At 71.1% G+C, this 24,220-nt stretch carries 15 protein-coding genes; 6 read left to right on the top strand and 9 right to left on the bottom strand.

From position 1 onward, the window contains the following. Positions 1-4 precede the first annotated feature (4 nt). A complete protein-coding gene (locus tag ACFHW1_RS08805; RefSeq protein WP_416567699.1) occupies positions 5-2,917 on the bottom strand; it encodes a glycoside hydrolase family 48 protein in 2,913 nt (970 codons plus the stop codon). A 917-nt stretch (positions 2,918-3,834) separates the two neighbouring features. On the opposite strand from ACFHW1_RS08805, the gene ACFHW1_RS08810 reads away from it, so the two are divergent. Together ACFHW1_RS08810 and ACFHW1_RS08815 are read left to right on the top strand one after the other, a co-directional pair. After that, the gene (locus ACFHW1_RS08810; protein WP_416567700.1) at positions 3,835-5,328 is read left to right on the top strand and encodes a GH1 family beta-glucosidase; all 1,494 of its coding nucleotides are present in this window, start codon (positions 3,835-3,837) and stop codon (positions 5,326-5,328) included. A gap of 123 nt (positions 5,329-5,451) precedes the next feature. After that, positions 5,452-6,984 carry a protein kinase domain-containing protein gene (locus tag ACFHW1_RS08815; RefSeq protein WP_416567701.1) on the top strand — a complete coding sequence of 511 codons (1,533 nt, stop codon included), beginning with the start codon at positions 5,452-5,454 and terminating at the stop codon, positions 6,982-6,984. Between the two features lie 2 nt (positions 6,985-6,986). Here the strand turns inward: ACFHW1_RS08815 and ACFHW1_RS08820 are convergent, their stop codons facing one another. The 3 genes from ACFHW1_RS08820 to ACFHW1_RS08830 all read right to left on the bottom strand — a co-directional run bounded on the left by ACFHW1_RS08820 (position 6,987) and on the right by ACFHW1_RS08830 (position 11,642). Continuing rightward, positions 6,987-7,400, bottom strand: a complete 414-nt coding sequence (locus ACFHW1_RS08820) for a roadblock/LC7 domain-containing protein (protein WP_416553467.1) — start codon at positions 7,398-7,400, stop codon at positions 6,987-6,989. 5 nt (positions 7,401-7,405) lie between these two features. Continuing rightward, positions 7,406-10,126: a nitrate- and nitrite sensing domain-containing protein gene (locus ACFHW1_RS08825; RefSeq protein ID WP_416615212.1), complete on the bottom strand. Its 2,721-nt coding sequence runs from the start codon at positions 10,124-10,126 to the stop codon at positions 7,406-7,408. A gap of 100 nt (positions 10,127-10,226) precedes the next feature. Beyond that, complete coding sequence (locus ACFHW1_RS08830; RefSeq protein ID WP_416553428.1) at positions 10,227-11,642, bottom strand: FGGY family carbohydrate kinase; 1,416 nt, start codon at positions 11,640-11,642, stop codon at positions 10,227-10,229. 198 nt (positions 11,643-11,840) lie between these two features. Between ACFHW1_RS08830 and ACFHW1_RS08835 the strand changes: the two genes are divergently transcribed. Beyond that, positions 11,841-13,886 (top strand): anthranilate synthase family protein, encoded by a 2,046-nt coding sequence (locus ACFHW1_RS08835; protein WP_416553430.1) that lies wholly within the window; start codon positions 11,841-11,843, stop codon positions 13,884-13,886. Here ACFHW1_RS08835 and wrbA read toward each other — a convergent pair. Then, entirely contained in the window at positions 13,861-14,481 is a 621-nt protein-coding gene (wrbA, locus tag ACFHW1_RS08840) for an NAD(P)H:quinone oxidoreductase (RefSeq protein WP_416553431.1), read from the bottom strand. The two genes, ACFHW1_RS08835 and wrbA, sit on opposite strands and share 26 nt — an antisense overlap. 315 nt (positions 14,482-14,796) lie before the next feature. On the opposite strand from wrbA, the gene ACFHW1_RS08845 reads away from it, so the two are divergent. Then, positions 14,797-15,231: a hypothetical protein gene (locus ACFHW1_RS08845; RefSeq protein WP_416553433.1), complete on the top strand. Its 435-nt coding sequence runs from the start codon at positions 14,797-14,799 to the stop codon at positions 15,229-15,231. Between the two features lie 34 nt (positions 15,232-15,265). Here ACFHW1_RS08845 and ACFHW1_RS08850 read toward each other — a convergent pair whose 3' ends face one another. From ACFHW1_RS08850 to ACFHW1_RS08860, 3 genes are all read right to left on the bottom strand, one after another. Then, entirely contained in the window at positions 15,266-16,252 is a 987-nt protein-coding gene (locus tag ACFHW1_RS08850) for an FAD-dependent oxidoreductase (RefSeq protein WP_416553435.1), read from the bottom strand. A gap of 152 nt (positions 16,253-16,404) precedes the next feature. Next, a complete protein-coding gene (locus ACFHW1_RS08855; RefSeq protein ID WP_416615213.1) occupies positions 16,405-17,121 on the bottom strand; it encodes a hypothetical protein in 717 nt (238 codons plus the stop codon). Positions 17,122-17,211: 90 nt separating this feature from the next. Then, positions 17,212-17,757: a thioredoxin family protein gene (locus ACFHW1_RS08860; protein WP_416553439.1), complete on the bottom strand. Its 546-nt coding sequence runs from the start codon at positions 17,755-17,757 to the stop codon at positions 17,212-17,214. Between the two features lie 176 nt (positions 17,758-17,933). Between ACFHW1_RS08860 and ACFHW1_RS08865 the strand changes: the two genes are divergently transcribed. Beyond that, on the top strand, positions 17,934-19,175 hold the full coding sequence (locus ACFHW1_RS08865) for an FAD-dependent oxidoreductase (RefSeq protein WP_416553441.1): 1,242 nt from the start codon (positions 17,934-17,936) through the stop codon (positions 19,173-19,175). On the opposite strand, the gene ACFHW1_RS08870 is transcribed toward ACFHW1_RS08865, so the two are convergent. After that, on the bottom strand, positions 19,163-21,835 hold the full coding sequence (locus tag ACFHW1_RS08870) for an MGH1-like glycoside hydrolase domain-containing protein (RefSeq protein ID WP_416553443.1): 2,673 nt from the start codon (positions 21,833-21,835) through the stop codon (positions 19,163-19,165). The genes ACFHW1_RS08865 and ACFHW1_RS08870 overlap by 13 nt on opposite strands. Positions 21,836-22,024: 189 nt before the next feature. Here ACFHW1_RS08870 and ACFHW1_RS08875 point away from each other — a divergent pair, with 189 nt between their 5' ends. Next, on the top strand, positions 22,025-23,956 hold the full coding sequence (locus tag ACFHW1_RS08875) for an amylo-alpha-1,6-glucosidase (RefSeq protein ID WP_416553445.1): 1,932 nt from the start codon (positions 22,025-22,027) through the stop codon (positions 23,954-23,956). Positions 23,957-24,220 lie beyond the last annotated feature (264 nt).

A 24,220-nucleotide genomic window follows, 5' to 3' on the forward strand; every position in this document is an offset into this window, starting at 1 on the left:
GGTCTCAGTTGTCCGGGAACAGGTGACCGAAGTCGGCGTAGGCCATCGCCAGGTCAGCCTGTGCCCAGAACCGGTGGTAGCGGAACTCCGGCTCCGGCCCACCGTTGAGGTACGCCTCGACCTTCGGCCAGTCCGGGTCGTCCAGGTAGAACGACCGGATGTCCAGGAAGCTCGCGCCCGGCTCGATCACGTCGCCGTTGGGCATGGTGCCCGACCAGCCGTTCGGAATGTACAGACCCTGCCCGGTGGAGGCGTTGTAGACGTCGTCGAAGCGACGGTAGTCACCCCTCGTCTCCACCGTGGATGAGCCCTGCGCGTCGGCGTTGGCGTACAACGCGTCCAGCAGGCCCTTGGCGGTGTCGCGGGCCTCGGTGTCACCGGAGGCAGCCGCGTACCACATCAGGGTCCGGGCGTACGCCGATGCAACGCCGACATCCTGACCGGTGCCGACGACTTCGACGTGCAGGTTGTTGTTCGCACCGGGGTTGCCCGGGTTCCAGGTGTCCGGCGCGCCGCTCCACTCCATGGTCGACGGGATCGAGAAGTCCCCGCCGGTGCCGATCTCGGTGTGCGAGATGGCCCACGGCACCCACTTGTCGAGAATCTGCTTGGCCCGAGCGTCACCGGTCACGTAGTAGACCTCGGCCACCCGCTGCAGCGACCAGACCTGCATGCCGAACCACTCGTTGCTGCCCGGGTCGTGGTAGACCGGGTGCTCCGTGTAGTACATGCCGTAGAAGGTCGGGGTGCCCGACGGCGGCTGGGCGTATGAGCCGTTCCAGCTGTTGGTGGCACCGCCGGCGATGGCACCTTCAGCGGACTGCAGCCACTGGTAGAACTCCATTTGCCGGTCGAAGCTTTCAGTCCAGTCCTGCACCGCGGTGGCGCCGCGCGGCCGCAGCTCCGGCACGTTGGTCAGCGCCCAGGCGGCGAACGGGTTCTGGTAGCCGAAGTGGTTGTGGCTGGAGCCGATCCGCCACGACCAGGCCGCCGAGGTGTCGGTGGCGCCACCCCAGGCGTAGTACCAGGACATCAGGTAGTGCGCGGAGTCCTTACCGGTACCGGCCGGGCAGCTGGACGGGCCGACACAGTTGCCGATCTGCTTGAAGTACTTGTCGAACATCGCGTAGCGCAGGTAGTCGCCCATTCGGGCGGCCTTCGCGACGGTGGCCGCGACCGCGCTCTCGTTGCCCTGTTCCTCCGCCCAGACGAGCGCCCAGTAGGCAGCCTGAATGGCGCGGGCGTCGGCGTCCGGCGCGTTGGTGTACTTCCACTGCGAAGCCGGGGCGTTGTCCTCGGCGATAAACAGGTCCAGGTAGCCGTTCGGGCCACCGTGCACTTTGGTGTCACAAGACGGCTGCGGGACGGTCTCCCAGACCGACTCCTGCGGGCCGCGCTGGAAGGTGTTGATGTACGCGGGTCGGGTGGTGCCGTCACCGCAGCGGCCGTAGCCGTAGACGTTGTCCACGTCGAGCAGCCAGTGCATGCCGTAGATCTCGCCGGTGCCGTACGCCGACTGCAGCTCGTTGCGCAGCGGGTCGGTGCCGACCGGAACGTTCTGGTTCAGCCGCGATGGGTACTGGTCGGGGCGCAGGTACTCCGAAGCGTACTGCGGGGTACCGGGGACACCGGCGGTCGGCTGGTCGGCGGTGCCCGGGATGATGTACTGCTCCATCACGGTCCACGCGTTGTTGAACGGCGCCCAGTTCTCGGTGACCCGGCCGTAGTTGGCCTCCAGCCAGATCCAGAAGCTGAAAGCTTCGGAGGTGGTTTCGTGGCCGTGGTCCGGGGCCTCGACGATCAGTGTCTCGATGGAGTGGTAGGGCACGCCCTCGGGGCTGAAGTACCCCGAGTTCTTGATCTTGCCGTACTGCTCCAGGAAGCGCTCGATGTACTCGTTGTCGCCGCCAGGCGAGTCATTGTCGATCTCGGTGACCACGATGGCCAGTGGTGCCAGACCACTCGCCGTGGCGGTGATCGTGGCCGTACCGCTGACCGTGTCGCTGTCCTCTGCGGCCGACACGGTGACCGTCGCCCCGGTGTTCCAGTTGCCCGGAGTGAGGGTGACCGACGACGGCGACCGGGTGATGCTGTTGTCGCCGGAGATCGCCAGGCTGACCGGCACGTTGCTCGTCGGAGCCGAGTTCAACCGCAGGTTGAAGGTGTTACTGCCGCCTTCTTCGACACTTACCGAGGAGGGCGTGGCGATCAGCGTCGGACCGGGATTGGCCGGGTTGACGGTAAACGACCGTTCGGCGGTGGCGCTGGCGCCGGCGTTGTCGTACGCCCGAGCCTGCACGGTGTAGTTGCCGGCCGGCAGGTCCTCCATGACGTACTGGTAGGGGCTGGTCGTGTCGGTGTTGACCAGCAGCCCGTTACGGTAGAACTCGACCCGGTCGATGGTGCCGTCAGGGTCGCTGGCGGTCGCGGTCAGCGGGACGTCGGCCGGCGCGATGAACGGCCCCGACGGCACCGTCAAGCCAACCGTGGGCGGCTGGTTCTCCGCCGCGCCGTTACAGGTCACGCCGTTGATGGAGAACGAGGTTGGCCGGGGGTTGGATCCGGTGTGCGAGCCGTTGAAGCCGATGCTGGTGGACTGACCGGTGGCCAGGTTTCCGTTCCAGGCGGCGTTGGTCGCGGTCACCACGTTGCCGGACTGGGTCCAGTTGGCCGACCAGCCCTGGGTGACCCGCTGGCCGCCCGGGAACGTGAAGCGCAGGGTCCACCCGGTGAGCGGATCACCGAGGTTCTCGATGGTCACGTTGGCGGTGAAGCCGTTGTTCCAGTCGTTGGTCGAATAGACGACGTCGCAGGCGGTGGCCGCGTTGGCGACGCCGGGAACGGCGGCGACACCTCCGACGACCATCACGCCAGCGGCGAGCATTGCCAGCCGCTGTCTCGTCGCGGTCAATCTCATGTGCGGGGTTCTCCTCGCGAACCAGGCCGAGGCAGTGAGGTGCACCTCGGCTTGGCGCCTTGGGCGCGGTGGGCGATGTCGTGGAGCAGCGCGTCGGACGCCAGGCGCCGGATGGGTGCGACCCGTCCCGGACCGGGGTCTGCATACGACGGAGGGGCGCCGGACCGGCGGCTCCGGTTCACTGCGTGGCGCCGTACCGACACGGAGTCGGATGCCCTCGGCTGCCGCTGTCGCGTGGTCTGCTGGCTCCCACCTGCGATGGTCGACAGTGTTACATGGGAGCGCTCCCGCAGCAAGTGGCAACCTTCGACAACCCACCACGGACCCGAGACGAACTCACGCTGAGCAGGCAATTCACCAGTGAAGGTCAGGCGCGGACGAACTCACTCACGCCACCAACATGTTTCGATCTCGTTTTGGGTCTTTCACAAACCCGTGACGGAGACTACAGTCCAGAACCAACGTCGATGGGAGCGCTTCCATCGATGGATGTTGCAACACGTGAGAGTACACCGTACCTGCCGTGCTCCGCCGCCCCGGTGGAGCACACCGCTACCGGTCGTACAGCTGACGGCGGGCCAGCCCGGACTCCGCCGGCAGTTGCAGACACCACCCGGGAGAGGAGGTGGATCCAGAGCCACTCGCGTGGCCCGGCTCCCGCGCGTCACGCACGACCTGGACGCCAAACCGCTCGTGCGTGAGAGCAACTGATGGTGGGGACGGGGGTTGCCCTCCCCGTCCCCACACTACTTCCCCGCACCCGGCAGGAGATCGGTCGACCCGGCACCCCGTCCGGCCGTCCGGCCGACGCGACCCGGTTCCACCACCGCCGATCCCCCATCCGCGCCACCTGACCGGCGCATCCGCGCGCCCGTGCCGCACCGCAGTGGATCGGACACCACTGTCAGGAGAGCCCGATGGCCGTACTGTCCCGCCGACACCTGCACCGCCGGGCCGAGCGTTCCGCCGTCCGCGCCGCGAGCGGCGATCCAGGCCGCGCCACCGGCACCGGGCGCACCACCGGAGCCGACCCAGCCGGCGTGACCGGAGCCGACCCGGCCGTCCGCCACCGCAGCGATCCCGAACGTCCGATCGGTCTGCACTTTCCCAACAACTTCCGCTGGGGCGCGGCGACCTCCGCCTACCAGATCGAAGGTGCCGCCAAAGAGGACGGCCGGGGCGAATCGGTGTGGGACACCTTCAGCCACACCCCCGGTCGGACCCGCAGCGGCGACACCGGCGATGTCGCGGCCGACCACTACCATCGGTACGGCCATGACCTCGACCTGATGCGCAAGCTCGGGCTGCACAGCTACCGGTTCTCCATCTCCTGGCCACGGATCCAGCCCGACGGCACCGGGCAGCCCAACCAGCGCGGGCTGGACTTCTACCGCCGGCTGGTCGCCGGGCTGGTCGAGCGGGGCATCGAGCCGATGGCCACCCTGTTCCACTGGGACCTGCCACAGGCGCTGCAGGACCTCGGCGGTTGGGAACAGCGCGACATCGCGTACCGCTTCGCCGAGTACGCCCAGATCCTGTTCCACGCCCTCGGCAGCGAGGTCCCGATCTGGCTGACGATCAACGAGCCCAAGACCGTGGTACAGAACGGCTACCTCAGCGGGCATCACGCACCGGGCCGACCGGACGCGGACGCGGCGTACCTGGTCGCCCATCACCTCCAACTCGCGCACGGCCTGGCCGTACAGGCGCTGCGCGCCGAGCGGGCCGCGTGCCGGATCGGCCCGGCGCTCAACCTGCATCCCTGCTACCCCGCCGACGGCAGCCCGGCCGCCGCCGCTGCGGCCCGCCTGTACGACGGCTACGAGAACCGGCTGTACCTAGACCCAATCTTCCTCGCCAGCTACCCGGCGGACGTCCTTGCCGATCTCGGCCCGGCCAGCCGGCTGGCCGGTGGGATCCACGACGGTGACCTCGATGTCATCGCCGAGCCGATCGACCTGCTGGCCGTCCAGTACTACACCCCGTTCTACGTCGCCGCGAACGGCAGCACGGTCCGACGCTGGCCGACCTCGGAGGCGGACTGGCAGCAGATCCACCCGGACGGCATGTTCGACGTTCTCACCCGGGTGCACCGGGAGTACTGCACCGTACCGATCACGATCACCGAGAACGGTCTGCCCACCCCGGACCGGTTGGCGGCGGACGGTTCGGTGGACGACCCTGGCCGGGTTGCCTTCCTCCGTGATCACCTCGCCGCCGTGCATCGGGCGATCAGCACCGGTGTCAACGTGGAGAGCTACCACGTCTGGTCGCTGCTGGACAACTTCGAATGGGCCGAGGGATACCAGCAGCGCTGGGGGCTGGTCTACGTCGACTACCCGACGCAGCGGCGGATCCTCAAGCGGAGCGCACACTGGTATCGACGGGTGATCTCGGAGAACGCCATCTGACAGAGACGATGCCCCATGGCCGGCCGCGCGGGAGACGGCCGGGATTACATCCTCCGGTGGAACTCACCGTCGGTAACCAGAAAACCGCACCAAACCACACACGCACCAGGACAGACTGTGACCATGGTGTTCGGTCCTGGGTTGCGTCTCGACCGGAGATACGTATTGGTCGACCGGATCGGGCTGGGTGGGATGTCCGAGGTGTGGCGGGCCAGCGACGAACTGCTCGGCCGACCGGTCGCGGTGAAGGCGCTCACGCCGCCGATCGCGCCAGCGGTACGGGCCGCCTGTCGGAAGGAGGCTCAGGCCGCAGCCCGGATCACGCATCCGCACGTCACCCAGGTGTACGACTACGGCGAGGCAGCGATCATCGAAACCGACGTGGTGCCGTTTCTGGTCCTCGAACTGGTCGACGGGGAGAATCTCGCCGCCCGACTGGCTGGCGGGCCGCTGCCCTGGCAGGCTGCGGTCTGGTTGACCGCACAGGTGGCCAGCGGCCTGGCCGCCGCCCACCGGATCGGGGTGGTGCATCGGGACATCAAGCCGGGCAACATCATGCTCACCGCCAGTGGCGCCAAGATCCTGGACTTCGGCATCGCCGCGGTGGCCGACGGCCGACCTGCGCCCGACGCCGGCTGGTTGCTCGGCACCCCGGCGTACGCCGCACCGGAACGGCTGCACCACTGGCCGGCCCATCCGGCGGCCGACGTCTACGCCCTCGGCGCGCTCTACTACGAGATGCTGACCGGGGCACCACCCGTGCCCGCCGGCAGTTGGCGGGAGGCGGCCGTCCGACTGCAGCGGCCGGACCCGCCGGCGCGGCCCCGCGCCAACGGACTGCCCACCCCGGCCGCCGACCTCTGCCTCGCCTGCCTGAGCCGGGATCCGGCCCAGCGCCCGGCCGCTGATGAGGTCGCCGACGCCCTGCACACGGTGCTCGGCGTGATGGTCGAGTTCCCGTTGCCCGGCCCGCGCCCGGTCGGCGCTTCGCCCGGCGGCCGGACCTTGGTGGACCGGCTGCCGATGGCCCGGCCGGATGGGCCGGTGCTGCGGCGGGCCGCGTTGGTGACCCAGCCGGGCCGGCCGGCACCGCGGCGGGCCGCGATGGTGGCGCGGCCGGCCGGTCCAGCGGGCACGGCGAACCCGGCCGGCGCTCGACCGCCCACCGACCGCGCCCGGTTGTCCCCGACAGCGGTCGGTCTTGCCGGGGCCGGCGCGGCGGCGCTGCTCGCCTTCGCGGTCGTGGCAGCCGCGGTACTCGGCGCACCTCTGCCCGCCGCCGAACACGCGGCGGTGCCCTCGCCGGTTGCGACTGCGCCGGTGACCGAGGCGACCGGGCCACCGACCGGGTCGGATGACACGCCGCCGGAGCTGCTGGCCACGGCGGCGCGGGTGGTGGAGCAGTTCGATCTGCTCGTGGCCGACGGCTCCACCGACGGGCGGATCCGTGCGGATGCCGCAGCTGACCTACGCGACGCGGCCGACCAGTTGCGCGTCTCGGTGGCGGAAGGTGCCACGCCTGAGCAGCTACGACACCGGGCCGGCGAGCTGAGGTCGAGACTCGCCGGACACCGACGAGAGGGCACAGTGGAAACCAGTATCTCCATCCAGCTCGACCTCATGCTCACCACGCTCATGGCGGACGTCGCCGACTGAGTTCAGCGCGGCAGCGCCTGCTGCAGTTCGGCGCGCAACGCCGGAGTCAGCATCTCACCAGCCTGCTTGGCCAACCGCGCCATCTCATAGCCGACGACACCGATGTCCGCGTCGCTTGCGGCAAGCGTGGCGAGGATCGAACCATCCCGGATGTTCATGATCAAAAAATAACCGCGGCCCATCTCGACCACGGTCTGCTTCACCACGTCATTGTCGAACATCTGGGCCGCGCCGCTGGTGATGCTCATCAGCCCGGAGGTCACCGCCGACAGCTTGTCGGCGTGGTCTCGGGGCAGATGTTCCGAGACCGAGACCAGCAGACCGTCTGACGACACCACGATGGCATGCGCGACACCCGGCACGCGCTCCGCGAACGCGCTCACCAACCAGCTGAGGTCGCGGGCCTCCTTGCTCAAGGTCATCACTCTTGCTCCTCCTCACCACGGCGGCCGGCCGGCGCCAGGGTCATTTCGCTGGTGTCCTCGGACTCAGCCCGCCGCACACCGCCGTAGAAGCGGGACAGCACGCTGCTGACCGCATCCGGATCCGGCTCGTCGACCGGCGCCGAGACGGGAGCTGCGGGAGATTCGGCGGAAACGGGCAACGACGCCATCGGCACCCGTACCGGTAGTCCCTTGCTGCTGGTCCCGGCGGTCACCGGAACCACCGGCGGCACTGGTGTCGGTGGTAGCGGAGCGACCGGTTTACGCTGCCGTTCCCACCAGACGCTGCCGCCACCGGCCGCAGCGCCGCCGGCCGAGGCGCCGCCGGCCGAGGCGAGGATGTCCTCGGCCCGCGCCGGTGTGGGTCGGCGGCCGCCGCGCCGGGCCGCCACGGCCCGGTCACCAGCGGCCGGTCCGGCCGGCAGCGCGGTCATCGGACTCAGCGTCGGTACCGCACGCGGCTGCTCGATCACAGTTGGTTGCGCCGACACGACCGGAACCGGTTCGTCCGCCGGAATCGACGGACGAGCGGCCGGCGGGGCGAACGCCGGCCTACGACCAGCCAGTGCGGCCGGTGGCTGGTTGGCCACCGGGTCACCGGCGCTGGCCCGCACCGCCGCCCCGACGGCACGCATCTCCCTGGTCGGATAGTCGGTGGGACTACGGCCGGCCGACACGACGTAGGGCGAACTTTCGTCCGGGGCGGCCAGCACCGTGCCGGGCAGCCACACGTTGGCCACCAGCCCACGTTCGGCCGGCCGCAACTGCACCCGTACCCCGAGCCGGGCGGCCAGGTGGCTGACCACGAACAGCCCCATCCGCTCGGAGGCGGCGACGTCGGCGGCAGGCGGTTCGGCCAGGGTCACGTTGGCCTGCTCGATCGCCTCGGCGGACATCCCCATCCCCTCGTCGGTGATCTCGATGAGAACCGACTGGGGCGCGTACTCGTGTCCGGTGACGTGCACGTTGGTGTACGGCGGGGAGAAGGCGGTAGCGTTTTCCAGCAACTCGGCGAGCAGGTGCACCAGGTCACCGACGGCGTGTCCGACGATCTGCAGCTTGTCCTCGACGTCGTGGCGGATCCGCGGGTACTGCTCGATCTCGGCGGCGGCGGCCAGGGTCACCGCCGACAGCGCCACCGGGCGGCTCCACCGGCGGCTTGCCTCGGTGCCGGCCAGCACCAGCAGGCTCTCGTCGTTGCGGCGCATCCGGGCGGCCAGGTGGTCGAGCTTGAACAGGTTATCCAGCTGGTCCGGGTCCCCCTCGTCGCGTTCCAGCTCGTCAAGCAGCTCCAGTTGCCGTTCGACCAGCACCTGGCTGCGGCGGGCCAGGTTGACGAACATCGCATTGACGTTGCGGCGCATCACCGCCTGCTCCACCGCGACGGTCACCGCGCTACGGTGCACCGCGACGAACGCCTCGGCGACCTCACCGACCTCGTCGCGGGTGCGTACCGCTGCCGGAGGAATCTCGATCTGCGGGATCCCGGACTCCACCGAACGGAGCCGTTGCAGAGTGTCCGGCAGGTCGAGCTGGGCGACCTGCAACGCCTGGCTCCGCAGGACACGCAGCGAGCGGGCGATCGACCGCCCGATCGCCACCGAGGTGAACAACGCGATGAACAGCACGCCGAGCACCGCCCCGGCGACCAGCACGGTCCGTTGCAGCTGCTGGTCGCTGCGGGCGTCGGCGAGGCTCACCGCGCTGCCCAGCACGCTCGACTCGACCTGGCGCAGCAGCTGGTGCCGGTCCTGGCTGGCGGCCCACCAGGCGTCCGGTTCCAACACCGCCGGACTGGCGGCGCCACCGACGATGGTGGTTTCCTCCAGTTCCACCGCGGCGACGAACCGGGGGTCGGCAGCGGCCTGGCTGTACCGGGCGATCTGGTTGCCGGTCGCGGTCACCCGAAACTCGGCGAGCGCGGTCAGTTGCTGCGCCCGTAGGTCGGTCAGGCTGACCTGGTCCTCCGGGCCGTACCGGCCGGCTCGGGCGGCGGCGTACAGCTGTGCCCGGATTCGGGAGCCGAGCTCCTTGACCCGGGCCAGCTGGACGCTGCGCAGCACCGCCTGGGTCAGCTCCGGTCGGTCCTGACCCGGCGACGGTTCGGCGAGTAGCTCCAGCAAAGCATCGATGGCCCGGGTGTAGTTGCCGAAAACAGTGTCGGCTCCGACCGCGCCGCCGGAGATGGAATCACGCAGCTGTGGCAGCTGGTCCAGTGATTCGAGCACCCGGCTGTAGGCAGTCTGCCAGGCCGCGTCCCCGCCGGACTGCGGACCGGCGGCGGCCAGGAAGTCGGCGATCCGGCGGTCGACCGCGTCGTAGTGTGGCTGCAGCACCTCGACGCTGCGCTCCGGGTCGAACCCGACGCCGGCCTGCCGGACCGCGAGTTCGCCGGCGGACCGGTCGCGTTCCTGCTGCAACTCGTGTACCAGGGCGGTGACCTGCTCGCCGATCTGCACCTGCCGGGCGAACTCGTTGAGCGCCGTCGCCTGGCCGACCAGTGAGCTGGTCTGTACCGAGGCGACCACCAGAAACGCCACCGATGGGACGATCAGAACCGCAGCGAGCTTCGCGCCCATCCGCCAGTCCCGGGGGCGCAGCCGGAGCCGACGACGGTGTGGCGTCACCCCGTCGTCGTCGGTCAGGCGGCGGCGGGGGTACGGCACCGCGTTGTCGTACGGGTTACCGGGAGCAACCACCACGCCTCCTCGCAGTTTCCCCGACACCGGCCAAGCCGAGGAGCGGAGTCCATCCAACCAGGCCACGTTCCGCTGTCAACGCGGCGGCCTGCGGGAAGACTCACGAAGGATACAGTGGCTGACTGGCGGGTAGCTTACCCGCCGACTCGCCATCGTCCGTCCGGCTGATGTCGCGTGCTGGCCCCGGCCCGTCGAGCCGGCCGAGCGCCACCAGCGCGGCCCCGGTGGCACCGACCTCGGGCTCGGCCATATAGCGCACCTGACGCGGGGCGAGTGCCGCACCGAACGCTCGACGCCACCAGTTTGACGCGGCGAGTGCGCCACCGCCGAGAACGACCTCGGTCACCGGGCCGGCCATCGTCGACTCGATCTCGTCCAGGTCACCGGCCACCTGCCGGCATACACCCTCCATCAGCCCGGCGAAGATGTCGACCGCCGTGGTGCCAAACCCCAGTCCGCGCAGCTCGCCGGAGCCGGCCGGGGCTCGGCCCGGCGGGCGGTCGCCGCCGAACCGGGGATCCGCCGGTACGCCCTCACCCGGCTCGATCAGTTCCAGCGCCCGTTCCAGCTCGGCGCCCTGCGGCAGGCGCAGTTCCCGGTTCGCCCAGCTGTAGAGGTTACCGCCGGCGGAGTAGGCCCGGCCGGTGACGATCCGGGTGTGGTCGACCCGGTAGCGCCACAGGTGCGCCGACAACGGCGGCAACGGGACCCCCGGCGCGGCCAGCTGGACCACTCGTACCGCCGCTGAGGTGCCGACGGTGACCGCGGCCCGACTGGGGTCCAGGCATCCGGAGCCGATGTTGGAGGCGGCGCCGTCGCCGATCGTCGGGGTCCAGGGCACGCCGGCCAACGCCGGCCAACGCCGGGCGAACTCGGCCCGCAGCTGCCCACGCCAGTCCGCCGGGGCCAGCTCCGGAAGCTCACCGGGACGCACCTCGGCCAACTGCACGGCCTCGGGGTCCCACTGCATGGTCACCAGGTCGAGCATGCCGGTACCGGATGCCTGGGACACCGACATCGGCGCAGGCCCGAGCAGACCGGTCAGCACATACTCCGGCAGGCCGACGAAGCGCGCCGGCCGACCGCCGCAGTGGCGGCGCAGCCACGGCAGTCGCACCGTCCAGTAGAAGCGGTGCCACCAGGTGCCGGTGCGCTGGTGGAAATCGGCCTCGTCGGCCGGCGCGGCCGCATCGGGCAACGCGGCCGGTCGGGTGTCCAACCAGGTCATCAGCGGGCCGATCGGGGCACCGGCAGGATCCAGCGGCAACACCGAGTGCCACTGGGCCGCCGAGGCAACCAACTCGACACCGTCGAGCCGGCCGGCCGAGTCGAGCTCGTCGACGCAGTCGATGAGAGCGGCCAGGTAGTCCGCCGGGTCGAGGGTGGCGGCGCCGTCCCGGTCGACCGCCAGCGCCACCTTGCGGCGGGCCAACGCGCCCTGCTGCGGCGCGGCCGCGTTGTCAAGGATCAGGCCGCGCACCGAGGAGGTGCCGAGATCGAGGGCGAGGATGCTCATCGTCGATCACCGTACCCAGCCACGGGCCTGGCCCGGTATGCTGTCGCCATGCTCGCGCTCACTCGTTGCTGGTGGCCCGCCGACCTGGCGGCCCCGCAGCGCGTCTAGCGCGAAACCATTTGGCCGCCCGTCGAGGCGGCCACCGGGTTCCCACCCGGGCAGTTCCTCGCCGGGCCGCCCGAAGCCCGGAGGGATCCGATGACCGACCACCTTTCCAGCCTGCTGCGCGCCGTGCACGACGGCGTCGACCCAGGTCCGTTCGCGCTGCTGCGTCGCGACGGCGCCGACGTCGTCGAACTGCTCCGCGGCGCACCGCACCGCGCCGACCGGCTGGCGGACATCCCGCTGCCGCCTGGACCGGCGAACCAGCCTGCGACGCTGGCGGTGGTTCCGTACCGGCAGATCGCCGAACGCGGGTTCGCCCGCGTCGACGACGGGCTTCCACTGGAGTGCATCCGGGTGTCGACCTACTGGCAGGTGCCGGTCGCGACGGCGATCCGCGACCTGCCCGGCACACCGGTGACGACCGACGGCGGCGGCTTCGACATCGCCGACGACGAGTACGCCGACCTGGTGGCCCGGGTGCTGCGGAACGAGATCGGCAACGGTGCCGGCGCCAACTTCGTGCTGCACCGTACCTACCGGGCCCGGCTGATGGCACCGGGCGGGTCCGCCGCCGACCGGGTGGGTCGCTCGGCGGCGCTGGTCGCCGGGCTGAGCGCGCTTCGCCGGCTGCTGCGCGACGAACGCGGGGCCTACTGGACATTCCTGGTCTACACCGGCGAGCGATTGCTGGTCGGCGCGACGCCGGAACGGCACGTCAGCGTCAGCGACGGACTGGCCATGATGAACCCGATCAGCGGCACTCTGCGGCATCCACAGGGCGAGCCAGATCTCGCCACCGTGCTGTCGTTCCTCGACGATCCCAAGGAGATCGAGGAGCTCTACATGGTGCTCGACGAGGAGCTCAAGATGATGGCGACGGTCGCCGAGCACGGCGGCCAGGTGATCGGCCCCTACCTGAAGCGGATGTCCCGGCTGAGCCACACCGAGTACCTGCTCGCCGGACGCAACTGCCACGACGTCCGAGAGGTGCTCCGGCAGACGATGTTCGCGCCGACCGTCACCGGCAGCCCGATCGAGAGCGCCTGCCGGGTGATCGCCCGGTACAGCCCCGGCGGACGCCGCTACTACGCCGGGGTGCTCGCACTGCTCGGCCACGACAGCGACGGCGCGCAGACGCTGGACGCCCCGATCCTGATCCGGGCCGCCGAGATCGATCTGACCGGGCAGATCCGGGTGCCGGTCGGCGCGACCCTGGTGCGTCACTCCACACCATCCGGTGAGGTGGCCGAGACGCATGCGAAGGCATCAGCGGTCCTCGCGTCGCTCGGTCTCGCCTCCGGGCCTGTCTCCGGAGCCGCACCCGGACCGGCGGTGCCGGCGGACCGGGCGGCGGCCGACGGTGCCGCCAATTGCGGAATCGGACTGCCGGCCGGGACGCCCGGCACCGGCGTCACCGCCGCGATCGCCCACCTCGAACACCCCACCGTGGTACGTGCGTTGGCCGCCCGCAACGACCGGCTGGCCCGCTTCTGGTTGGAGCAGCGGGTTCCCGGTGCGGTGGCCGAGTCCCAGTTGACCGGTCTGGACGTGCTGGTCCTGGACGCCGAGGACAGCTTTACCGGCATGCTCGCCCACCTGCTGCGGGCGCTCGGCGCGGCGGTCCGGCAGATCCGCTGGGACCAGATCGCGACGGTCGACCCGGCCACCGCGGACGTCCTGGTCGCCGGGCCCGGCCCGGGTGACCCGACCGACCCGGCGCAGCCCCGGATGGCGGTGCTGCGCCGGGTCCTGGACGCCGCGCTGCACCGTGGGCAGCCGCTGCTCGGCATCTGTCTGGGCCACCAGGTGCTGGCCGACCGGCTCGGCCTGGCGGTGACCCGCCGGCCACTGCCCAGCCAGGGACTGCAACGGGATATCGACTTCTTCGGTGTCCCGCGCCGGGTCGGCTTCTACTCAAGTTTCACCGCCAGCAGCTCCACCGCGAGCCTGCCCACCGCGTACGGGCAGGTCCGGCTGTGCCGGGACGAGACCGACGGCGCGGTGCACGCGCTGGTCGGCCCGCGGTTCGCCGGGGTGCAGTTCCATCCCGAGTCGGTACTCAGCCCGGACGGCCTGGACGTGCTGCGGGACCTGCTGGTCGGTCTGGTCGCGGTCAACCGGCGGCCAGACCGCGTTTGACCGCCGCGGCGATGTCGACCACCCGCCGGGCGGTCAGGGCGGTCGCGGTCAGCGCCGCCTCGTCCGGCGGGATTTCGCCGTTGTTGCTGGTGTGCGAGGCGCCGTACGGGTTGCCGCCGACGAACTGGCTCGGCTCGACGTAGCCGGGAGTGACCACGATGCCGCCCCAGTGGTAGACGACGTTGTACAGCGACAGCAGCGTCGCCTCCTGTCCGCCGTGCGCGGTGGCGGTCGAGCAGAACCCGGAGAACACCTTGTTGACCAGGATCCCCTTGGCCCACAGCGGCCCACTGCCGTCGATGAACTGCTTCAACTGCGCGGCCATCACCCCGTACCGGGTCGGTGTGCCGAAGATGACCGCGTCCGACCAGGCCAGATCGTCGATCTCGGCCTCCATCACGTCCTCGGTCTCCAACCGGTGCGCGTGCCAGCCGGAGTTGGACCGGATCGCCTCCTCGGGGGCGAGCTCGCGGACCTTGCGCAGCCGCACCTGCGCCCCGGCCTTCTCCGCTGCCTCCACGGCGGCCTGCGCCATCTGGTAGGTGGTCCCGGTGGCGCTGTAGTAGATCACCGACAGGTTGATCGGGTCGTCCATCGATAGCTCCTTCGGTACGGCTCGGGTCTGCCCCCGGTACCGCGCTACCCGTTCGTTGCGCCGGCAAACACCGGTGCCGGTCTCGGCCCGGACGGTGCCCACCGATCCGTCCGGTGCCGGGAGCGCGGCGCTCGCGCCGCCGGTCCGTGCACAACGCTGGATCCGGGATCGTGAACGAACGGACCCTGGGCGACGCGTGAACGGGGTAGGTAGTTTTCGTTACGACTCGGTCGCCGCTGCCGCCGACCCGCTCTTCCCGCCGGTGGGCCCGCCGGCAGCCCGGTGGGCCCGCCGTCGATCCTCTAGGAGGTCCTGATGCCTGACCGTCAGGCGCTCGCGTTGGCGTTCGAGGTTCCGGGCCTGCCACCACTGAAGAATCAGACGCTGTCCATCTTCACCGCCGGCAATCGGCAGGCAGCGCGGGTCCGTACCCTGCTGACCGCAGCGTGCGACGCGGCGCAGCGCAGCGGCTGGACGCCGCTGACCGAGCCGGTTGCGCTGGAGGTCGTGGTACGCCGCCCCAGCGAGCACCAGTTCGGCCATGCGACGAACTTCCTCGGCGGCATCGGCGACGTACTGCAGGACAAGCGCAATGAACCGGCCGGTGCCGTCGCCCACCTCGGCGTCCTCGTCGACGTGGCACTGTTCGTCACCGACCGGCAGATCCAGCGGATCTGCTACCGCGAGGAGTACGCCGACGACCCGTCATACCAGGTGACGGTCGCCGCGCTCGACCAGCCCGACGCCTGAGGCCGGCCCGGCGGCTCAGGCCAGCGCGGCACTGTCACGCCGCTCCGCCGACCAGCGATGCCACTTCGGCGGCGCAGCCCCAGCTCAGCGTCACGCCGGCGCCGCCGTGGCCATAGCAGTGGATCAGTTGGGTGACCCCGGACGGCGGCGCGGGATCGGCCTCCACCCGGGCACCGCCGTGCCGCCCGGGCCGCAGCCCGACCCGCTGGGCGAGGACCGCCGCACCGGCCAGCTCGGGAACGAGGGCGGCGCAGCGGGCCCGGATCGCCCGGCTCGTCGCCGGATCGGGCAGTTCGCCGTCGACGTCCGGCTCGAACGTGCCGCCGAGCACGATGTCGCGCCGCCGGGGGTGCACGTACGTGGAGCCGTCGGGGTGGTGCTCGTCGCGTACCGAGGTGGCGATGCCGGGATTGGCCACCAGCACCACCTGGCCGCGGATCGGATGCACCGCCGGATCGGCGGCCAGCCGGCCAGCGGCCAGGCCGGTGGCGTTCACCACCACCGGCGCCAGCTGGCCTGCCTCGGCCAGATTGGACAGGTCACGCTGGCGCAGCACGCCGCCGGCGGCGACGAACCGTCGGGTGAGCCAGTCCAGGTACGGCCGCATCTCCACGGTGGGCACCGTGCACCGCCACTCGGCCACCACGCCACCGGCCGGACCGGTGCCGGTGGCCGGCACCACCGGGGTGACCGGGCAGTATCGCAGGTCGGGTACGGCCGCTGCCCACCATGGTGGATCGTCGACCGGGGTTCGCAGCAGCATCCGGGTCGGTCGCATCACCACCCCCGGGACCGGCTGCCGGGCCTGGTCGGCCAGTTCGTCGAAGGTGTGACGGGCCCAGTCGAGCACCCGGGACGTGCCATCGGTCCGGGTCGGGTACCAGACCGCGGCGGCCACCGCCGACACGGTCTGCTCGACGGGGTGGGCGGTGACCACGGTCACCCGTAGTCCCCGTTGCTGCAGCCGGACGGCACAGCTGAGCCCGATGATGCCGGCTCCGACCACCACCGCGTCAGACACCGTCTCTCCTGTCCGTCCCGTCCGCCCGGCCGGTCCGCTCCGAGCGGTACCCGTACCCGCCGGGCCACATCCTGCCGGACCGGGTCACCCTCCCGTGCGACGACCCCAACCGCAGCGGTGCCCGCGCCGACCCCCAGCCGCAGCGGTCGCGGTCAGTACCGGACATCGACGGCGACGATGAACCGGTTGCCGACGCCGACCTCGGCTACCCGTACCGGCGGCGGCTGGTCCGGCCCGCCGGCCGGGTCGAGACCGAGACCGTAGGTGACCCGGCCCTCGTAGTCGCCGGCGAACCCGTAGCCGCGCAGGCTGCCCAGCCGCAGCTGCGGGCCGGGCGATCGCTGGACCGACATCCGGCCGTACGCGTCGTGTGCCTGGGCGGAGACGAACCGGATCTGCAGGAAGCAGTCGCCCGCCAGGTCGACCGGCTCCCCCGTGCCGTCGAAGACGATCCGCGGTTGGTAACCGACCTCGTAGGACGGGAATCCGGACCGGAACACGAACGAGATCCGGCTGTACGCCGGGTCGGTGTCAGCGTGGTCGGTGGCCTCAATCTCCACCAGGTACGGCAGCGGCGGAGCCGGCCGAGGTGCGACCGGCGGACGGACGTCGTTACGAATGACGACGGTCTGCGACGGCACCGCCCAGCCGTACCGCACCTGGTACTCGCCCGGGCCGGGGCCGGGCGGTCCGTCCGGGCCGCTGCGGCTGAGGCCCACCACGGGCGACTCCCGCTGGCCCGCTGCCGGTCCGGGCGGTGCCAGGGTCCCGGCACCGGTTCCGTCCGGTGGCTGGCCGGCACCGGCCCCCGTCGGTTCGGTCGCGGTGCAGCCGGCGGCGGCCAGCAGTACGGCGAGGCTGACGATCATCGGTACGCGCAGATGGGCCATACCGGACTGACGCGCGGCTCCCGATCGGGGTTTACCAGTGGCCGGACCCCGCCCGCGTCGGCGGTCCGGTCAGGATCGCCACTTGATCGAGCAGCCCATGCTCGGCTGGTGCGGCTCGGGCACCGGCTGCCCGGCCAGCACCAGTTCGATCGCGGCCCGCAGCACCGTCCCGGTGACCGGCTTGCCGTTACCCGGGGTGGAGTCGTCGAACGCGCCCCGGTAGGCCAGGGTGCGGTCGGCGCCGTACAGGAAGAAGTCCGGAGTGCACACTGCCTGGTAGGCGCGCCCGACCTGCTGAGTGGCGTCGACGAGGTACGGGAACGTCCAGCCGGCCCGCTGGGCCTGCGCGGCGAGCTGCGCGGGGGCGTCGTCGGGGTACGCCTCGGCGTCGTTGGTGCAGATGCCGACGACGGCCAGGGTCGGAAACTCGGCGAGCACCTTGGCCAGTTCGACCTCGACGTGTTTCACGTACGGGCAGTGGTTGCAGACAAAGGCGACGAGCAGCGCCGGGGCGGCGGCGAAGTCGTCGCGGCGGACCACGTGACCGGAGACGTCCGCCAGCGCGAAGTCGGGCGCGGGGGTGCCCAACGGCACCATCTCTGAGGTGACAGCCATGCCCGCCACCCTACCCGCGCGGTCGGTTGGGGCAGCGAAAGGCTGAGCGGTGCCACCTCGGCGGCCAGTCGAGCGGTGTCGTTGCCCACACCCCGTCCGGTGGGTCGGACGGATCGCCGTGGTCACGCTATCGTCAATTTATTCAACGCATGATGAAATCGATGGAGGTGGGCGCGATGGACACTGACACTGCCGACTGCGTGGTCGCCGGTGGTGGACCGGCCGGCATGATGCTCGGCCTGCTGCTGGCCCGAGCCGGGGTGCGGGTCGTCGTCTGTGAGAAGCACGAGGACTTCCTGCGGGACTTCCGCGGCGACACCGTCCATCCGTCGACCTTGCGGCTGCTCGACGAGCTCGGCCTCGGCGACCAGTTCGCCGCCCTGCCGCAGACCCGGATCCACCAGGTCGCCTTTCCGACCGGCGAGGGCCGGCAGATCGTCGTCGGGGACCTACACCGGTTGCACACCCCGCACCCGTACATCGCGATGGTGCCGCAGTGGGACCTGCTCAACTTGCTGGCCAGGGCGGCGTCGGCCGAGCCGACCTTCACCCTGCGGATGGGGGCCGAGGTGACCGGCCTGCTGCACGACGGTGACCGGGTCGCCGGGGTGTCCTACCGGACCACGGACGGCGCGACCGGCGAGATCCGCTCGGCGTTGACCGTGGCCTGCGACGGACGCTGGTCGGCGGTACGGCGGGCGGCCGGGCTGCGGCCCCGCGAGTTCCCGGTGCCGATCGACGCCTGGTGGTTCCGGCTGCCCCGGCGAGACACCGACGACCTGTCGGGCCTGGTACCGGCCGCCGGCCACGGCGCGATGGTCGTGGTGTTCCCCCGGGAGAGCCACCTCCAGGTCGCCTACATCGCCCGCAAGGGCACCGACGCCGAGCTGCGCCGCCGCGGGCTGGCGGCGTTCCAGCGCCAGGTGGCCACCGTCGCGCCCCGGCTCGCCGACCGGCTCGACGCGCTGACCAGCATGGACGACGTCAAACATCTGGACGTCCGGGTGAACCGGCTGCGCCGCTGGCACCGTGACGGTCTGCTCTGCATCGGCGACGCCGCGCACGCGATGAGCCCGGTGGGCGGGGTCGGCATCAACCTCGCAGTCGCCGACGCCGTCGCGGCGGGGACCCGCCTGGCCGGGCCGCTGCGCCGGGGCCGGATCACCCCGGCGGAGCTGGCCACGGTACGGGCCCGCCGGGCCCTGCCGACCGTCGTGGTGCAGACCCTGCAGCAGAATCTGCACCGCACCATCGTCCAGCCGATCCTGGACGGTCGGCGGGTCGGCCCGCCGGCCCCGCTGCTGGCCCTGATGCGCCGGTTCCCACCGGCGTCGCTGCTGCCCGCCTACCTGATCGGCATCGGACCGCGTCCCGAGCACGCACCCAGGTACGCCCGCCGGGGGGTTCAGCCCGGCTGAACCCCCCGATCGGCCCGCACGGTCAGGATCAGGTCGGCGACCAGCGCCGTCCAGCCGGTCTGGTGCCAGGCGCCCAGGCCGGCGCCGTTGTCGCCGTGGAAGTACTCCGGGAAGGCAATCAGGTCCCGCCAGTCGGGGTGCTGCTGGAACGTCTCGGCGGCGCCGTAGATCGGCCGCCGACCGTACCCGTCGCGCAGGAACAGCGAGATCAGCCGGTACGACAGGTCGTCGGCGATCGCGTTGAGGGTGCGCTTGGAGCCGGATCGGGTCGGGTACTCGATCAGCAGGTCGTCGCCGAAAAAGGTGGCGAAGTCCCGCAACGCGCAGACCAGCAGGTAGTTGGTGGGCATCCAGATCGGGCCCCGCCAGTTGGAGTTGCCGCCGAACAGCCCGCTGGCCGACTCGGCCGGCTCGTAGCCGACGGTGAAGTCCTGCCCGCCGAGGGAGACGGTGAACGGCTCGTCGAGGTGCCGCCGAGACAGAGTGCGCAGCCCGTACGGGGAGAGGAACTCGTCCTCGTCGAGCATCGGGGCGAGGATCCGCACGATCTGCTCCGGGCCGACCATCGACAGCAGCCGATGCTGCCGGCCGTCGCCGGCCAGCCGGCGGGCGCCGATCACGTCGGCGTACTCCGGCTTGTTCGTCAGGAACCAACGCAGCCGGGCCGCCAGCTCGGGCAGCCGGGCCAGCGTGCCCGAGTGCAGCGTGGTGGTGGCGGCCAACGGCAGCAGGCCGACCACCGACCGCACCTTCAGCGGCAGGGTGTCACCGTCGGGCAGCCGCAGCTGGTCGTAGAAGAACGAGTCCTCCTCGTCCCACAACCCCTGGTCGTAGGCTGCGGCGGCGATGTAGGCGAAGTGTTCCAGGAACTTGGTGGCGATGTCGGTGTAGGTGTGGTCGTGCACCGCCAGGGTCAACGCCATGTCCAGCATGTTCAGCGCGTACGTCGCCATCCAGCCGGTGCCGTCGGACTGCTCCAGCACCCCGGCCACCGGCAGCGCGGCGGACCGGTCGAACGGCCCGACGTTGTCCAGCCCGAGGAAGCCGCCCTCGAAGACGTTGTTGCCATTTATGTCCTTGCGGTTGACCCACCAGGTGAAGTTGAGCAGCAGCTTGTGCATGATCCGGGCGAGGAACTCGAAGTCGCGCCGGCCGTCGATGTCGAACACGCGCAGCGCCGCCCAGGCGTGCACCGGCGGGTTGACGTCGGCGAACGCCCATTCGTACGCCGGGATCTGCCCGTTGGGGTGCATGTACCACTCGCGCAGCAGCAACAGCAGCTGGTCCTTGGCGAACTGCGGGTCGACCCGGGCCAGCGTGGAGCAGTGGAACGCCAGGTCCCAGGCGGCGTACCAGGGATATTCCCAGGGGTCCGGCATGGAGATGACGTCGAAGCTGTTCATGTGCCACCAGGCTGCGTTGCGGCCGTGGGCGCGCCCGCCCGGCGGCGGCGGGCTGGCCGGGTCACCGGCCAGCCACTGGGCGACGTCGAAGTGGTAGAACTGCTTGCCCCAGAGCACACCGGCGAACGCCCGGCGGGCGACGAGGCGTTCGTCGTCAGTGGCGGCGGCCGGGATGACGGTGTCGTAGTAGCGGTCGGCCTCGGCGTGCCGGGCGGCCAGCGTCGCGGCGTGCCCGGCACCGAGGCTGAACCGGGGCGGCGGGGTGTTACCCGGCGGCGGCGCGGTCAACGTCAGCCGCAGCCGGATCCGGTCCTCGCCGCCGGCCGGCACGTCGAGGACATAGTGCAGCGCGCCCTTGGTGCCGGTCAGCTCCGGGTTGACCGTGTCGGCGCCGTCGACGACGTGGTCGTTGATGCCGTCCTTCGGGTACGGCGTGCGCGACGGCTGGCCCCAGAGCCGCTCGGCGTTGCTGTCGTTGTCGCACAGCAGCGGAGTGGGGTCGCCGTCGCCCTGCAGCACCAGCTGCCCGAGCACCCAGTGGTGGCCGACCAGACGGTCGCCGTCGCCGGTGAGCACCGGGATCTGGTCGCGGCCGGGCAGCCCCCATCCCCAGGTGTTGCGGAACCACAGGCTGGGTAGGACGTGCAGTCGGGCATCGGTGTCGCCCCGGTTGGCCACGGTGATCTCGATGCACATGTCGGCCGGCCCCGCCTTGGCGTAGTCGACGGTTACCGCCCAGTACCGGTCGTCGTCGAAGATGCCGGTGTCGACCAGTTCATACTCGGTCTCGTCGCGGCCGCGCATACCGTTGACCGCGACGAGATCGTCGTACGGAAAGGCGGCCTGCGGATAATGGTAGCGCCAACGCATCCAGGAGTGGGTGGGCGTGGAATCCTCGTACCACCAGTAGTCCTTCGCGTCCTCGCCGTGGTTGCCGCCGTCGCCGCCCAGACCGAACATGCGCTCTTTGAGGATCGGGTCCTCGCCGTTCCACAGCGCCAGACCGAAGCAAAACGTCTGCCGGTCGTCACAGACGCCGGCCATGCCATCCTCGTTCCAGCGGTACGCCCGGGATCGGGCATGATCATGCGGAAAGTAGTCCCACGCCGTACCGTGCTCGCTGTAGTCCTCCCGTACCGTTCCCCATGCCCGCTCTGAAACGTAGGGCCCCCATGCCCGCCACGGCTGCTCACCCGCGTCGGCTTCCGCCAACCGGGTGCGCTCCGGATCACGATACGTCCGCCTGGAGTTGACCATGACGGTCATTCTTCCTGGGACGTGTTTCCGGCACTTGTCGGACCGTCACCTTGCCGGCACATCAGCGCCGTATCGCCGGCCCGGAACCGCTCCGCCGCCGCCCAGCACCGCCCGCCGTACCACCGCCCGCCACCGCCCAGCCACCGGCCCGCAGCCCGCTCACGCCGGTCGACCAGCCATGGAGGAACATTGCTCGATATCAGCTTCGGACCGCAGGTCTGCGGCGACCTGGCCGCCGGAGCCAGCCGGGAGTGGCTGGTCACCGACGGCCGGGGCGGCTACGCGATGGGCACGGTCAGCGGCCTGCGTACCCGGCGCTACCACGGCCTGCTGGTGATCGCCGGGGCCACCCCGGCGACCCGACGGGTCGGGCTGGTCAGTCTGGACCCGGCGGTCACCCTGCCGTCCGGCGCGCAGGTCCGCCTCGGCGTGCACGAATGGTCGTCCGGCGTGGTCGACCCGCCCGGCCACACCCTGCTGGAGCGGTTCGACCTGACCGACGGGGTCCCGCGCTGGCGGTGGCGGATCGGCGACGTGGTGATCGAACGGGAGATCGCGATGACGCACGGCTCGCCGTGCGTGGCGGTCACCCACCGGCTGGTCAGCGGCGGACCGGTCACCCTCACCCTGGCCGCGGTGACCACCTGGCGGGACGCGCACGGCGAACGGGACGGGCAGGCTCCCCCGCCGCGGATGGACAACGTCGACGGCGGGACGGTGATCGAGGGCGCGTTCCGGGTGCACGGCCCGGACTGGGTGCCGGCGGGCAACTGGTGGGACGGCGTGTACCACCGCGAGGAGGCGGCGCGCGGGCTGCGGCCCGAGGAGGACCTGTGGTACGCGGGCAGCTTCACCGCCACCCTCGACGGCCCCGGCGCGGTGGCCGAGGTGACCGCGTGGGCGGAGCAGCTGGAACAGGTGCCGGCCCCAGCGGCCACGATCGTCGCCGCCGCCCGGACCCGCAACCGGGCGGTGGTGGCGGCCGCGAAACCGGCCGACGCCGTCGACGCCACGCTGGCCCTGGCCGCCGACGCGTTCGTGGTGCGCACCGGCACCGGGCCGGACGTGGTGGCCGGCTACCCGTGGTTCGGGGCGTGGTCGCGGGACACGATGACGTCGTACGAGGGGCTGTTCCTGGCGACCGGGCGGGCCGACGAGGGCCGGGAGCTGCTGCGCGGCTACGCGGCGACGCTGTCCGAGGGGATGCTGGCGAACACCGCCGACACTGGGCACGTGGAGTACAACACCGTCGACGGCACCCTGTGGTTCCTGCACGCGGTGGACCGGCACGTCGCCGCGACCAGCGACATCGACCTGGCGGCCGAGCTGCTGCCGGCGCTGCGCGAGGTGGTCGCGGCGCACCTGCGCGGCACCCGGTACGGCATCCGGGTGGACGAGGCCGACGGGCTGCTCACCGGCGGTGCCGGCGGTGAGGCACTGACCTGGATGGACGCCCGGGTGTCCGGGGTGCCGATCACCTCCCGGGAAGGCAAGCCGGTCGAGGTGAACGCCCTGTGGCTCAACGGGCTGGCGGCGGTGAGCGAACTGGCGCAGCTGGTGGACGGCGACCCGGGGGCGGCGGCGAGCGTGTACCCGAAGGCGCAGGAGTCGTTCCGGGCCCGCTACCCGGCCCCGTCGGGGTGGCTCTACGACGTGCTGGACACCCCGGCGCAGTACCCGCTGGGCGGGGATCCGCACGCCGACGACGACGCGCTACGCCCGAACCAGCTGCTCGCCTGGTCGCTGCCGTACGCCCCGTTGGAGCCGGACCCGGCACCGCTGCGGGCGATCGGCGCGGCGCTACTGACCCCGCTGGGTCTGCGTAGCCTGGCGCCGGACTCAGCCGGCTACCTCGGGCAGCACCGGGGCGGGCCGGTCCGCCGCGACGGCGCCTACCATCAGGGCACGGTATGGCCGTGGCTGATCGGCCCGTACGTGTCGGCGGCCCGGCGGTCCGGTCTGGACGTCTCCGACGTGTTCCTCGGGCTGACCGCCCACCTGAGCGAGTACGGGCTCGGCTCGGTCAGCGAAACGGCCGACGGGGATCCGCCGCACGGCGCCACCGGCTGCCCGTTCCAGGCGTGGTCGGTGGCCGAACTACTGCGGGTCCGACGAGTCTGATCGGTTGCTGTTACATCAGCGCAATGCGATTGTCTTCCCTGGTTATCCCGTTGCCGGCAGTATCGTCGGCAACCCAAAGACGCGTCAGCACCCGCAATAGGTGTCTGATCGCGCATGTCCGGTGCCGATTTGAATTGAGGGGGCTGTCGATGTCACCTGCCGCCGACGTGATCGACATCCGCGCACCACGGTCGCAGCGGATTCTGATGCTGTCCTGGGAGTACCCACCCGTCGTGGTGGGCGGACTGGGCCGGCACGTACACG

Source organism: Micromonospora sp. LOL_014 (genome assembly GCF_048060245.1).
Taxonomy (GTDB): Bacteria; Actinomycetota; Actinomycetes; order Mycobacteriales; family Micromonosporaceae; genus Micromonospora_E.

Bases quoted from the DNA above. Each gene is read 5' to 3' on its own strand.
- ACFHW1_RS08805 (WP_416567699.1), bottom strand. From the start codon at position 2,917: ATGAGATTGACCGCGACGAGACAGCGGCTGGCAATGCTCGCCGCTGGC.
- ACFHW1_RS08810 (WP_416567700.1), top strand. From the start codon at position 3,835: ATGGCCGTACTGTCCCGCCGACACCTGCACCGCCGGGCCGAGCGTTCC.
- wrbA (WP_416553431.1), bottom strand. From the start codon at position 14,481: ATGGACGACCCGATCAACCTGTCGGTGATCTACTACAGCGCCACCGGG.
- ACFHW1_RS08860 (WP_416553439.1), bottom strand. From the start codon at position 17,757: ATGGCTGTCACCTCAGAGATGGTGCCGTTGGGCACCCCCGCGCCCGAC.
- ACFHW1_RS08815 (WP_416567701.1), top strand. From the start codon at position 5,452: ATGGTGTTCGGTCCTGGGTTGCGTCTCGACCGGAGATACGTATTGGTC.
- ACFHW1_RS08865 (WP_416553441.1), top strand. From the start codon at position 17,934: ATGGACACTGACACTGCCGACTGCGTGGTCGCCGGTGGTGGACCGGCC.
- ACFHW1_RS08830 (WP_416553428.1), bottom strand. From the start codon at position 11,642: ATGAGCATCCTCGCCCTCGATCTCGGCACCTCCTCGGTGCGCGGCCTG.
- ACFHW1_RS08835 (WP_416553430.1), top strand. From the start codon at position 11,841: ATGACCGACCACCTTTCCAGCCTGCTGCGCGCCGTGCACGACGGCGTC.
- ACFHW1_RS08855 (WP_416615213.1), bottom strand. From the start codon at position 17,121: ATGATCGTCAGCCTCGCCGTACTGCTGGCCGCCGCCGGCTGCACCGCG.
- ACFHW1_RS08845 (WP_416553433.1), top strand. From the start codon at position 14,797: ATGCCTGACCGTCAGGCGCTCGCGTTGGCGTTCGAGGTTCCGGGCCTG.
- ACFHW1_RS08870 (WP_416553443.1), bottom strand. From the start codon at position 21,835: ATGGTCAACTCCAGGCGGACGTATCGTGATCCGGAGCGCACCCGGTTG.